Source organism: Flavobacteriales bacterium (assembly GCA_020435415.1).
Taxonomy (GTDB): domain Bacteria; phylum Bacteroidota; class Bacteroidia; order JACJYZ01; family JACJYZ01; genus JACJYZ01.
The window spans coordinates 25,512-37,923 of sequence record JAGQZQ010000026.1 but is presented as its reverse complement, the minus strand read 5'-3'; the positions used below and the strand labels follow the sequence as shown (position 1 = coordinate 37,923).

The following is a 12,412-nucleotide window of genomic DNA, read 5'->3' as shown; positions in this document are numbered from 1 at the left end:
TCTGTGTCATTAAAAAACACCCGATCAACGAAGGTTTTCTGGTGAGCGGTATGTTAATCCCTCTCGTTATGCCGGTAGATATCCCTCTCTGGATGGTCGCTGTTGCAACCATTTTTGCAGTGGTCATCGGTAAAGAGGTATTCGGTGGAACAGGTATGAACGTTCTGAATCCTGCATTGACCGCACGGGCATTTCTGTTTTTTGCTTACCCCACAAAGATTTCAGGTACTGAGGTATGGATCAATACAGACACCGTTGACGGACAAACCGTTGTCGATGGTTTCAGCGGAGCCACTGCCCTCGGCGACCTGGCACAATTGGTATCTCTTACCCCGGGTGATGCGAAGGCAACAGCGATCCAGGCAACCCTGGCCGACGGTGGTACCTTCAGCATGTATAATTCATTCATGGGCTTTATCCCAGGATCGATCGGAGAGACTTCAGCACTGGCGTGTCTGATCGGCGCAGCCATTTTGATCATCACGGGTATTGGCAGCCTGCGCATCATGGCTTCCATGTTTGCAGGAGGATACCTCATGTCTACCTTGCTTCAGGCCTGGGGAGCGAACATGTTCATGGAAGTGAATCCGCTGCACCAACTGATGCTCGGAGGCTTTATGTTCGGAATGGTATTTATGGCCACCGATCCGGTAACGGCCGCACAAACCAATAAGGGCAAGATCATTTACGGTTTCCTGGCTGGTGTGCTTGCCATATTGATACGTATTTTCAATCCGGCCTTTCCGGAAGGGGTAATGATGGCCATTCTGTTTATGAACGTGATGGCACCCCTGATCGACCACTATGTGGTGGAAGCCAACATCAAACAACGACTCAAAAGACTTAAAACCGCTTAATACAACTTCCGATGAACAAAGAAGGAAGCACTTATACGTTTATGTTTGCCGGCATCATGGTGGTGGTGGTGGCCACTATTCTGTCCGTTGCGGCCATCAGCCTGAAACCATTCCAGGAAAGGAACCAGATGCATGAGAAAATGCAAAACATCCTTCAGACGATTGGAATTGAAGCTACCATGGACGAGGCGCCGGCGCTGTTTGATAAGTATGTGAAGAAACGCGTAGTCCTTGACCACAGCGGAAGCGGACAACCGGTTTCTGAAAATGTGGGCAACATCGACGCAAAAGATAAAAAGGACGGATTCAATATAGATGTCAGAAAGGAATATAAAAGTTTGTCCGAGGATCAAAGGAACTATCCCCTGTTCATTTGTGAAACAGACAAAGGCAGCTTTACGGTTATTCCTATGGTGGGAACCGGCCTTTGGGGGCCTATCTGGGGCTTTGTAGCCTTGAAAGAGGACCTCAGTACGGTTTACGGTACCAGTTTTGACCATCATGGTGAGACCCCCGGACTCGGTGCGGAAATCAAAACCCCGGCGTTCCAGGCTCAATTTGTAGACAAGAAAATTTTTGAAGGAAATGAGCTTGCTTCTATCCATGTGGTGAAAGGCGGTGCAAAGGAAGGTGACGTGCATGGTGTAGATGCCATCACCGGCGGAACCGTTACAAGCACAGGGGTCGATGAGATGATCTCCCGCACGCTGAAGGTCTATGAAACGTATTTGAAAAATAACAAACAATAGTCATGGCAGCAGAAACAGCAGTAGAAACAAAAACCGCCAGTCCGGCCGCGGAACCGAAAGAACCGCTTTTCTCCAAGAAGAACCGGAAGTTATTGTCCAACCCTATGAACGATGAGAATCCGATCACCGTTCAGGTGCTTGGTATATGTTCAGCCCTTGCGATTACCGTGCAAATGAAACAGGCGCTGGTGATGGGGATTTCAGTAATGGTGGTAACAGCATGTGGTAATGTGATCATTTCCATGATGCGAAATCTTATTCCCAGCCGTATCCGGATCATCGTGCAACTCGTGGTAGTCGCTTCACTGGTTATCCTGGTGGATCAGGTACTGAAGGCTTTTATGTATGATGTCAGCAAACAACTCTCCGTATTTGTCGGTCTGATCATCACCAACTGTATTATCATGGGACGCCTTGAGGCATTTGCACTCGGAAATAAACCCTGGCCATCGTTTCTGGATGGCATCGGAAACGGACTAGGGTACGCGGTCATACTTGTGATTGTGGCCTTCTTCCGCGAGTTGCTGGGATCAGGTAAGCTATTCGGTTATGAAGTTCCCGGTGTTCAATGGGCGCTGGCACATGGCTATATGAACAACAACCTGATGATCCTCCCTCCGATGGCCTTGATTATTGTAGGTATTATCATTTGGGTTCAGCGGTCACGCAATACCAAACTCATCGAAGAATAAATAAACAGAAAGATTCCCCAGATGGAAAATCTCGTAAATATATTTATAAAAGGCGTTTTCATTGAGAACATGATCTTCGCCTACTTCCTGGGTATGTGTTCCTACCTGGCCGTTTCCAAGACCGTGAAAACCGGTGTTGGCTTGGGCGCAGCGGTGATCTTTGTTCTCGGATTCACTGTTCCGGTGAACTACCTCCTGGAAAACTATATTCTGAAAGAGGGAGCTATGTCGTGGTTGTCGCCTGCTATGGCGGATGTGGACCTTGGTTTCCTTAGTTTCATCATGTTCATCGCCATCATCGCAGCTATGGTGCAACTCGTTGAAATGATCGTGGAGAAATTCGCTCCGGCACTTTATGGTGCGTTGGGGATTTTCCTGCCGCTTATTGCGGTGAACTGCTCCATCCTGGGAGGCGCACTCTTTATGCAGGAAAGACAATACGCCAGCATTGCAGAGGCAACATCATTCGGACTGGGCTCTGGTGTAGGTTGGTTCCTTGCCATCGTCGCCATTGCAGCGATCCGTGAAAAGATCAGATATTCCAATGTCCCTGCACCATTGCGTGGACTGGGCATTACCTTTATCCTTACCGGACTGATGGGCATTGCCTTCATGAGCTTTATGGGTATCAAACTCTAATGATTATTTTGTTATGATATTTTTTCTATTTGACACAACAACGGTTGTCACCAGTGTAGTTGTTTTCCTGGTATTCCTGATGATGCTTATCGGTATCATTCTATTTGCCAAGGCCAAGCTCATGCCTTCCGGGTTGGTTAAACTGGTAATCAATGGAGAAAAGACCATTGAAGTGGAAGCCGGCGGAACAATCCTCGGAACCCTTGGAAATAACAAGATTTTTCTGCCTTCTGCATGCGGAGGCGGTGGAACCTGCGCCATGTGCAAGTGTCAGGTGCTGGAGGGTGGCGGTGAGATCCTGCCAACGGAAAAGCCATATTTCTCCAGATCACAGATACAGGACCACTACCGTTTGGGGTGTCAGGTGAAGATCAAGAATGACATGGAGATCAAAATACCCGATGAGATCTTCGGTATCAAGAAATGGGAATGTGAAGTGGTTTCCAATTACAACGTAGCATCATTCATCAAAGAGTTTGTGGTGAAATTGCCGGAGGGAGAAACACTCGACTTTCAGGCAGGTGGATATATTCAGATTGATGTGCCGGCGATAGATGTGGACTTCAAGGACATGGACATCACAGCGCATCCTCGTATGGGCAAGCAACCCGATGAGTTCCGCCCTGAGTGGGATAAGTTCAAGTTGTGGGATTTGAAAATGAAAAATCCGGAACCGATTTTCCGGGCATATTCCATGGCCAACCATCCCGCTGAAGGAAACATCATTATGTTGAATATCCGTATTGCCACCCCGCCATGGGATCGTGCGAAGAACGGTTGGATGGGCGTGAATCCGGGTATTTGCTCTAGCTATGTATTTAGCAGAAAACCGGGAGACAAGGTGACCATTTCAGGACCTTATGGTGAATTCTTCATCAAGGATACCCAGGCAGAAATGATCTATGTAGGTGGTGGTGCCGGTATGGCGCCGATGCGTTCTCATCTCTTCCACCTGTTCCATACCTTGAAGACCGGAAGGAAAGTGTCTTATTGGTACGGAGGCAGATCCAAACGCGAATTGTTCTACCTGGATGATTTCCAGCAGATCGAAAAGGAGTTCCCTAACTTTAAGTTTTACCTTGTTCTTTCAGAACCTACACCTGAAGATAACTGGAAGGTAAAGGAAACGTTGGATGGAGAAGGGGATGGTTTCACGGGATTCGTACACCAGTCCCTGATTGATAACTACCTGAGCAAACACGATGCGCCGGAAGATATCGAGTTTTATTTCTGCGGCCCTCCGATGATGAACCAGGCCGTATTGAAAATGTGCGATGATTTCGGCGTGCCTCCGGAGAATGTGTCATTCGACGATTTCGGAGGATAAGCAAGATTCTTATTTTATATGACAAAGGGCCGGTGTACATGACCGGCCTTTTTTATTGCAGGACTGAGCGTATTGGATGATGAGGGTCATTTGTATTACTGATTAAAATATCCGACCTTATATTGCAGTTCTATAATTCAAATGGTCATGCGAAATACAATTTTGACATTTCTTACCGCGTGCGTGTTTGTGGCGTGCCAAAAGGATCCGATTGTATCGGAATATCCCAATGTGCTTGTGGTAGGTGATCCGGACGAGGTCCTGATCACCGATGATTCACTGGTTGTTTCGGGAGGATATAATCATGGGGAATTCATTGATGTAGATGTGGATAAAGATGGTGTGAATGACATCCGCATCAGTGCTGCTTTTACAGGGTCCCCCGGAATGGGGGTTACCGGAAGCGCATATCTGCGCTCAATAAATGAACAATTAGGGTTTGCATATATCCCTTATAAAGTTGATCAATACACAAAAGAGTACAAGGATACCATTAAATTTATGGGATCAGATTCAGAATTGGATGTGACCGAATACACCTGTGAAAATTTGCCGGGCTATCAATATTTGTCTACTACAGAAGAAAGACGCTATAGGTTTGAACCGGGTAGTTCCGTTCGCATGAACGATGCATTTGACCTCGAATCAGAGAGAATACAAATAAGTCCGATAGATAATAACATTAGCGAAACTCAGGGTGGAGACCTTGGTGGTATTGGCATAATCCGTCCAACATGGAGAACTGTTCGCGATTATAGCCATTGCGGGAGAGTTGATTATGAAAGTAAATCATATGTGGTATTTCGGATTGACGGTCGTTTGGGTTGGTTGAAGTTGACGGCGACCGGGGGGCTGGTCACTATATATGAATATGCAGTCCAGAAAAAACCATAGACATTATTACAAAAAAAAGCCGGTACGAATACCGGCCTTTTTTTTGCGCCTCCTCCAGTTAAAAACAAACTCCGGTGGTGAGCGGTTGCCCGCATTTACATACAAAGAATATCCAGCAGCGTTTGGCGCCACAGGCTCCCGAACATGTAAAGAGACCGTTAGGACTTGCCGTGCTTTTACACGGTCTTAAGCTGGTGACAGCCGGGATACATTTGGGGTTGGTGGAACATAGCGATTGCGGATCGTAGCATTCTTGTTGCCCTACGGATGCGAATGTGGTAAAGAATGCACATAGGAACAACACTGATCCGAGGATGAATATATAATGTCTTGCTTTTTTCATGACGTTTTGTTTTAGATGATCAGGGTTGTGCAGGAAGTGCGTCGAGGATCGGTTTGATTTCTACAGGTACGGGCAGACTGTGCATCATGTAAAAATTCTTAACGCCGGTTAACGCTGATACAGCAGCTTCACTTTGTCCGAACTCCCTGTCCACAACCGTTACATACATCGGTAACTTGCTCTCGATGTATGTGCCCAGATCCGCATGTCTGGAAAACCTGATTTCAGAAGCTGTATTTACCAGCCCTAATAAATCGGTACAATAGTCTATTTCAAATTGCTTCTTCCAGCTTGATGAAACCAACCAACCCGCTACCAACCCTCCTAAGACAATACCGATCAAGAATAAGATGACCTTTTGTTTCATGAGATGATGTTTAGTGTTAGACGTTCACATGGATATACTTCAAATATAACAGGAAGAAGATAGGACACGTGTATATTTGCCAATTACCACATAACTTGCACACTTCTATTCAAAACAAAATTTAAACGACCTTCCGATATGAGTTCACCGTTTATGATCAGGTTTTTTTATATCCCATTACTCGTCCTCAATGCGTGTATCCAAAACAAATCTGAAGCCCCGAAAACGGTAAAAATTTCGGGTTCTGCCCAGGGAACCACTTTTGCTATCACGTATCTGGATGATGAAGAAAGAGAATTCGTGAACGAGGTGGACAGTCTGCTGAGGCTCATCGACCAATCGATGTCCCTCTGGGTAGATAGTTCGCTGATATCCAGGTTAAATAAAGGTATGGATTCGGTTGTTACCGATCTTCATTTTCTGAAAGTGTTTAACACCGGACAGAAAATATCGGAAACCACATCCGGAGCTTTTGACATGACGGTGGGTGCGCTTGTACGTACCTGGGGGTTTAGCCCGGGAACGCCCATAAGTATTGATAGTACGGTGATTGATAGTATCTCAAGGTTCACCGGTTATCAGAATGTGAGCATCCTTCCCGATGGAAAATATGTAAGAAAGCATAAAGAAACACAGATTGATTTCAACGCCATAGCTCAAGGCTACACTGTTGATGTTCTCGCAGAATTTCTGGAAGAAAAGAATATCAGCAATTATCTGGTGGAAGTAGGTGGGGAACTCAGGACCGCCGGGAAGAACGGGGCGGGAGAAGCCTGGGTCATAGGCATTGATTTTCCTATGGAAGATGTTGTTCATGTTGCCCAGGTCATCATCCATGTCAGTGATAAAAGCGTGGCCACATCCGGTAACTACAGGAAGTTCTTTGAGTATGACGGCGTGAAATACGCCCATACCATCGACCCGAAAACAGGATACCCCGCCCGGCACACTTTGCTAAGTGCTACCATTGTGGCAGATTATTGTATGGATGCGGACGCTTATGCCACTGCCCTTATGGTGATGGGGACCGACAGTGCGAAAGTGTTCCTGAAAGATCACCCGGAACTGGAGGCGTTCCTGATCTTCGGTGACGATGATGGTCGGTTCAATACGTGGATGACTGACACATTCAAAGCACGGATCATCGAAGAGAAGAAAACAGAAGCCCCAAAGGAATCTTGAGAATCAGGAGGCGTCGGAGTTTTTGCACTGCTCTTCCGGCTTAGCACCACACAGGCCGCAGACCGCACCCTCTTTCTGAAGAAGCGGATTGTTGCTGGAGCAAGTACCGGCAAACTGGCCGTTCTTTTTGACCAGGATTTTGATGGCAATACCCGCAAAGGCAAGGGCCATCATCACAATGGATATGAGAATGATTTCCATACCCCAAAGTTAAGGTTAAATTGACACAAGTGCCACCCGGGCAGATTAAAGATCCTGTTTACGTACCCACAGCCATGCACCCGCTCCCAGCACTGCCAACCACAACATGGCAACCACCAGATCAACTCCTCCGGTTGGCGTTGGTAATGTTTTGCCATCCTCCAGTAAAACTTCAAAGTATTTTGTAAAAGGAAAAGGTACCAGGTTGTCTGCTGAATTCAACGGAAGATACTTTCCGATGCTCCCTGGAAGTATGGCCTCAAGAATGCGTTCACCGAACCACGAATAGATCAGGAACAGGCCTATGGTGAGGCCGGAACGCTTCAATAGCAGACTACACGCCAGGGCGAACATGAGATAGATAAGCATCTGTATCAAATAGAGACCGAGGTAGTGCATGCCTTCGAAGCAGTCTACTAGTACCGCATCCGGCGTATTGGCGAAGCCGATCACCAGGCCCAGCACGAAAAGAAAAAATGTAGATACGACGGAAAAGATGGTGACCGTCATCGCTTTTGAGAGAATGAAGGCATCGCGGCTCATTCCATCGATGATGTGCTGCCTGATGGTCCGGTAGCTGAACTCATTGGTCGTAAAAATGATGACCATAATGGAAGGGAAAACAAAAAAGAAGCTGCACACATACGCGAGGTTGTTCCATATATCCGGGAAATTGTAAATGTGAAAATGTGAGAAGACCATTTTATCCAGGTCTCCGTTCAGCTGAACTTTCCGGATCACATATTCCTGCAGGAAATAAAAAACCACGGCCATAGACAGCAGGTACAGTGCAGAAAGTACCCAGAAGGATCTGGCGTGGAGCATTTTTCTGAACTCTATGCGCAGCAAACTCATTATGCCTCATTCAGTTTTTCAAGGAAGCCCTGTTCCAGGCTTAAGGATCGCTGGACCAGATGGGTCACGTATATGCCTTCGCCGGCAAGGTGTTTGTTCAGGGCGGCGGCATCCAGACTTTGTGTAGTTGAGAATACCCAATGGCCGTCCTCCATTTTAATATCCGCCACATTGTGGAATTTACCCAGAACATCCTTTAGCGTATTCATGTCGGCAGCTGCCACTTCCACGATCCGCTTTCCGGTGAGTTCGTCTACCATTCCGGAAAAAACCGTCTTGCCTTTTCTCAGTATAGCCACATGCGAACATACCCGTTGTACTTCATCCAGCAAGTGGCTGGCAAGGATGATGGTTGTTCCCTGTGCGGCAACCCGGCGGATCAGTTCACGGATATCTGCGATGCCCTGGGGGTCAAGTCCGTTGGTAGGTTCGTCAAGGATAAGTACTTCCGGACTGCTGATCATGGCTGCCGCAATGGCCAGCCTTTGCTTCATTCCTAATGAATAGGTCTTGAATTTATCAACGCCTCTGCCTTCCAGGCCTGCGAATGCCAGCATGTCATCAATAACACTGTGATCCACACCTTTGATGTCCGCAACATTTTTTAAATTCTGGATGCCGGTCAGATAAGGTACGAAGAGCGGTGCTTCAATAATGGCACCCACCTTCTTCCGGTCTTCATCTTCCGGTTTTTTCCCAAACCAGAGAAATTCACCTGAGGTCGGATGGATGACGCTGGTGATCATGCCCAGGGTCGTGGTCTTTCCACTCCCGTTAGGCCCCAGTAGACCAAACACCGTTCCGGGCTGGATCTCAAGGTTGAGGTTGTCCACCGCCCTGATGCGACCAAATTGTTTGGTCAGGCCTTTTATGCTGAGTACGGATTGCATGGGGGCAAATCTGGTAAAAAAGAGGTTACCGGCCGAATATTGGATGTTAATTAATGCTAATGTGTTGTCCGGATCAACGGAATACACATATCTTATAAAGAATTATTCAAACAGGTTTTTCTCCCTTTCCAGCCGGCACCAGTTGCAATCTTCCGAATCACAACCCCTGGAGAATTCCTGGTTCCGGATTTTCTCGTAGGTGTCATGGATTTGTTCCAGAACCATCTGTTCATCATCATGCGAGATATCGAAACGCACTTTACGGAACTGATCCTTGCTGTCTTTTTCGATGAAGTCAATTTCTCCGCTGCGCATGACCCAGGATGTTCGTTTGTCTGCATCCACCAATAGTTTGTAGAAAACCAACTGCCGCCAGTAGTTTCCTCCCCTGGGGTCTTTGTCGTCCGGTGGTTTCAGTTTCGTCCGGGCGTTTTCATATCTCCCGGTTTTGTAATCCACCACATGAATGTTGTTGCCCTGAAATTCGATTTTATCCAACGTGCCGTTTACCGGAACCCCTGATATTTCCACATTGCGGATGTGGTATTCGGTAACGACTGTTTTGTTCCAATGTGTGGCGTAAGTGCTATAATATTCCTTCAAACATTCCTCGCCATAGTGCATACGGTTGTCGAACTGTTTTGAGGTGAAGGACGTTTGCTTCTTTTGCATCTCATCCCGGAATGCGGATATCAGGATATCCTCCGGGGGGAATGCGCCTTTGCCTTCTTTTTCAATTTTATCAAACAGACGTCTGAGTGCATTATGTATCACGGTGCCGAATGCCATGTTCTCATTTTCCGCCCTTGGCACTCGCAGGATATATTCATAAAAAAAGGCGACCGGGCATTCGATGTAACGGTTGAGGTGCGTTACGTTCATGACATAGTTCTCAACCAGTCCGGCAATGTGCGCCTGTTCGGAGTCTCCCGGATTACCGGGAGGCGGTGTGAGCAGTTCAGCATGGTAACGAACTTTTTCTTCGTCCGTGATCTCAGGTGGCTGAACATTCACTTCGGGAATTTCCAGGATCTCATCAAGAAAGCGGCAGCGTTCCGTTTCCCGGTTTCCATTGTGTGTGGAGTACGATAGGGTCAGACGTTCTTTTGCACGGGTCATGGCCACATAGAACAAGCGGCGGTTTTCCTCCATGTCAGATTCTCCTGAAGAAAGGGTAAGCGTGTCAGGAAAGGAAAACTGATACATGGCACTTCCCTTGCCAGACTCCCAATGGTCTTTGGTGGAACCAATCACAAATACATGTTTGAACTCCAGTCCTTTTGATCCGTGTGCAGTTAGCAGGTTCACACCCGATGCATGATGGATTGTTTTTTCAAGAGATAGATCCAGCCTGTGATCCACCATCAGTGAAATGATTTCCAACAGTTCTTCGGGGCGAAGACCTCTGTTTTTCTCGGATTCGGAACGGATGAATCCGAAGAATGTATTCAGCGCCTCCAGCATCCACACACGGTATGGTGAGGTCAGCAAAGTATTCATCAATCCACTTTCTTTAACGATCTGTTCAACCCATTGTGTGAGGGGAAGGTCATGCCGGGAGGTGATCCAGGTTTCCAGGTTCCTGTCAAATTCGATCCATGCTTCAACATGTTCAAGATCTATTCCAGCCAGCCAGAGGTGATCGTTCAGAAGTGCCCGCCAGGATGAGCGTGGTTTGTTCTTAGAGGCCATTTCCACCGACAGACGGAAGACATCCTTTTGTGGTAAACCGATGAAGCGGTAATGCAGTATTTCATAAAGTAGTGATTCTCCGCTCAGCACTTTGTTGTTTTCCCTGGTAACGTAGTCGATGATGGTAATCAGTTGTCTGATGATAGGCAACTGAAGCACATTGATCTTTCTCGAGGTGTTGTATGGAATTCCGCGATGATCGAGGATGCGCACCAAATCTTCCGATGAGCGGTGCTTCCGGTAAATCACCGCTATGTCATTCAGTTGTTCGCCGCTGGCATGCAGTTGTTCAATTTTTGCCACCAGTGCTGCAATTTCTTCTTGTGGGTTATGGCATTCGATGACCCGGGGGAACTCCCGTTCATGGGACAATGCTGCCTGAAGGTTCTTCTCTAGTCCGGGAAGTATCCTGATCAAACGTTCGTGGTTCTTCCCGATCAGGTGCATGGCGGTGTCCAGGATGGGTTGGGAGGAACGGTAGTTCTCGGTGAGTACGATGGTGCGGATATCGCTTTCATATTGTTGATGAAAGGCCAGGATGTTTTTTACATTGGCTCCCTGGAAACGGTAGATGGACTGATCATCATCACCTACTACAAACACATCCGGCTTGTCCCAGAAACTGGTGAGTATTTGTAGTACATCATTCTGAGCGCCATTTGTATCCTGGTATTCATCTACCAGAAAATAGGGAAAGCGTTCCTGCTGTGACTGCAGAAATGAAGGGTTGTCTTTGAATGCCCGCAATGTCCAGAGGATCATATCCGCATAATCATACCGCCGGCCATCCTGCATCATTTTTTCATAAACCGGGAAGAGGTCGGCGGCGGCCCTCAGTTTGTTCATTTTTTCCTCTTCCAGTTTGATTTTATTCGTGTTCGGGTCACCCGCTGCAATGCCCTTTTTTGCATTCCCTCGTTTATAGATGTATTCGTCACGTTGTGGAAGATCGGCAAGGTAGCTGTCAATGTTTTTGTGGATGATATCGGGCGACCAGTCTTCCGATTTCATGGTGTGGAAGAGGTGTTGGAGGCGGGGAACGTCGGTATACAGATCTCCCCGGTAACGTTTCAGTTGATGATCGTTAGGTAAGTCATCCAGCATCTTTCGCATCCACAGCATTCGGTCCAGGTCACTGATGGCCTCAAAGTCCCTGGTGTTGAATACGTCCGGATATGTCATCAGCAATTCATTGCAGTAACCATGGAATGTATGAATGGCCACGCGATGGGCAACCGGACCTGCAAAGCTGATCAGGCGCTGACGCATGGCAACAGTGCCTGCTTCCGTGTAGGTCAGTGCCAGGATGTTTTCCGGTTGCAGCTGGAGGTCGGGGTGGAGGAGTAGATGGGCGATGCGTGCTGCCAGTACCTGTGTCTTCCCTGTTCCGGGACCTGCAATCACCAATACGGGGCCATCCACAGCTGATACAGCCTCCTTTTGAAATGGATTGAGTCTGGCAAGTGCCCGCTCAAATGCCTCTGTTCCTTGCGGATGACCCACCGCCTTATCAGTGAGATGTTCAGACATGGTGATTACCTGGAGGGATTCTTAACATTTTATAAAAGTATGATTTATCTTGCACCCGAAGAACCTTCCGGCATGGGTTCTTTGTTGAGGTTCTCCCAGCCTGTTATATTTTCGAACTGAATTATAGATATTCCTGTCATAAGTAAATGGAATGCAGATTTCTAAGGGTAATTTCTGATGTGATTTTGAAATCT

Annotated in this window: 12 protein-coding genes; 7 read left to right on the top strand and 5 right to left on the bottom strand. The window is 47.2% G+C overall.

What is annotated here, in order from left to right:
* From nqrB to KDD36_06345, 6 genes are all read left to right on the top strand, one after another.
* A partial coding sequence (gene nqrB / locus KDD36_06370) for an NADH:ubiquinone reductase (Na(+)-transporting) subunit B (GenBank protein ID MCB0396257.1) occupies positions 1-857 on the top strand: 857 nt, incomplete at its 5' end.
* 11 nt (positions 858-868) lie between these two features.
* Positions 869-1,606, top strand: a complete 738-nt coding sequence (gene nqrC / locus KDD36_06365) for an NADH:ubiquinone reductase (Na(+)-transporting) subunit C (protein ID MCB0396256.1) — start codon at positions 869-871, stop codon at positions 1,604-1,606.
* 2 nt (positions 1,607-1,608) lie between these two features.
* A complete protein-coding gene (locus tag KDD36_06360) occupies positions 1,609-2,298 on the top strand; it encodes an NADH:ubiquinone reductase (Na(+)-transporting) subunit D (protein MCB0396255.1) in 690 nt (229 codons plus the stop codon).
* Between the two features lie 21 nt (positions 2,299-2,319).
* Positions 2,320-2,937: an NADH:ubiquinone reductase (Na(+)-transporting) subunit E gene (nqrE, locus tag KDD36_06355; GenBank protein ID MCB0396254.1), complete on the top strand. Its 618-nt coding sequence runs from the start codon at positions 2,320-2,322 to the stop codon at positions 2,935-2,937.
* A gap of 13 nt (positions 2,938-2,950) precedes the next feature.
* Positions 2,951-4,264 carry an NADH:ubiquinone reductase (Na(+)-transporting) subunit F gene (nqrF, locus tag KDD36_06350; GenBank protein MCB0396253.1) on the top strand — a complete coding sequence of 438 codons (1,314 nt, stop codon included), beginning with the start codon at positions 2,951-2,953 and terminating at the stop codon, positions 4,262-4,264.
* A 147-nt stretch (positions 4,265-4,411) separates the two neighbouring features.
* The gene (locus tag KDD36_06345) at positions 4,412-5,158 is read left to right on the top strand and encodes a hypothetical protein (GenBank protein ID MCB0396252.1); all 747 of its coding nucleotides are present in this window, start codon (positions 4,412-4,414) and stop codon (positions 5,156-5,158) included.
* Between the two features lie 362 nt (positions 5,159-5,520).
* Here the strand turns inward: KDD36_06345 and KDD36_06340 are convergent, their stop codons facing one another.
* Complete coding sequence (locus KDD36_06340; GenBank protein MCB0396251.1) at positions 5,521-5,868, bottom strand: hypothetical protein; 348 nt, start codon at positions 5,866-5,868, stop codon at positions 5,521-5,523.
* A 138-nt stretch (positions 5,869-6,006) separates the two neighbouring features.
* Here KDD36_06340 and KDD36_06335 point away from each other — a divergent pair, with 138 nt between their 5' ends.
* A complete protein-coding gene (locus tag KDD36_06335) occupies positions 6,007-7,050 on the top strand; it encodes an FAD:protein FMN transferase (GenBank protein MCB0396250.1) in 1,044 nt (347 codons plus the stop codon).
* 3 nt (positions 7,051-7,053) lie between these two features.
* Here the strand turns inward: KDD36_06335 and KDD36_06330 are convergent, their stop codons facing one another.
* The 4 genes from KDD36_06330 to KDD36_06315 all read right to left on the bottom strand — a co-directional run bounded on the left by KDD36_06330 (position 7,054) and on the right by KDD36_06315 (position 12,218).
* Entirely contained in the window at positions 7,054-7,251 is a 198-nt protein-coding gene (locus KDD36_06330) for a membrane or secreted protein (protein ID MCB0396249.1), read from the bottom strand.
* Positions 7,252-7,296: 45 nt separating this feature from the next.
* Positions 7,297-8,106, bottom strand: coding sequence for an ABC transporter permease (locus tag KDD36_06325; GenBank protein ID MCB0396248.1), 810 nt, complete (start codon positions 8,104-8,106; stop codon positions 7,297-7,299).
* Positions 8,106-8,996, bottom strand: coding sequence for an ATP-binding cassette domain-containing protein (locus tag KDD36_06320; GenBank protein MCB0396247.1), 891 nt, complete (start codon positions 8,994-8,996; stop codon positions 8,106-8,108). Before KDD36_06320 ends, KDD36_06325 begins: the two co-directional genes overlap by 1 nt.
* 102 nt (positions 8,997-9,098) lie before the next feature.
* Positions 9,099-12,218, bottom strand: coding sequence for an ATP-dependent helicase (locus KDD36_06315; GenBank protein MCB0396246.1), 3,120 nt, complete (start codon positions 12,216-12,218; stop codon positions 9,099-9,101).
* Between the last annotated feature and the right edge of the window lie 194 nt (positions 12,219-12,412).

What these genes read in the sequence shown, in the direction of transcription:
- nqrC (MCB0396256.1), top strand. Translation starts at nt 869, where the DNA reads ATGAACAAAGAAGGAAGCACTTATACGTTTATGTTTGCCGGCATCATG.
- KDD36_06360 (MCB0396255.1), top strand. Translation starts at nt 1,609, where the DNA reads ATGGCAGCAGAAACAGCAGTAGAAACAAAAACCGCCAGTCCGGCCGCG.
- nqrE (MCB0396254.1), top strand. Translation starts at nt 2,320, where the DNA reads ATGGAAAATCTCGTAAATATATTTATAAAAGGCGTTTTCATTGAGAAC.
- nqrF (MCB0396253.1), top strand. Translation starts at nt 2,951, where the DNA reads ATGATATTTTTTCTATTTGACACAACAACGGTTGTCACCAGTGTAGTT.
- KDD36_06345 (MCB0396252.1), top strand. Translation starts at nt 4,412, where the DNA reads ATGCGAAATACAATTTTGACATTTCTTACCGCGTGCGTGTTTGTGGCG.
- KDD36_06340 (MCB0396251.1), bottom strand. Translation starts at nt 5,868, where the DNA reads ATGAAACAAAAGGTCATCTTATTCTTGATCGGTATTGTCTTAGGAGGG.
- KDD36_06335 (MCB0396250.1), top strand. Translation starts at nt 6,007, where the DNA reads ATGAGTTCACCGTTTATGATCAGGTTTTTTTATATCCCATTACTCGTC.
- KDD36_06330 (MCB0396249.1), bottom strand. Translation starts at nt 7,251, where the DNA reads ATGGAAATCATTCTCATATCCATTGTGATGATGGCCCTTGCCTTTGCG.
- KDD36_06325 (MCB0396248.1), bottom strand. Translation starts at nt 8,106, where the DNA reads ATGAGTTTGCTGCGCATAGAGTTCAGAAAAATGCTCCACGCCAGATCC.
- KDD36_06320 (MCB0396247.1), bottom strand. Translation starts at nt 8,996, where the DNA reads ATGCAATCCGTACTCAGCATAAAAGGCCTGACCAAACAATTTGGTCGC.
- KDD36_06315 (MCB0396246.1), bottom strand. Translation starts at nt 12,218, where the DNA reads ATGTCTGAACATCTCACTGATAAGGCGGTGGGTCATCCGCAAGGAACA.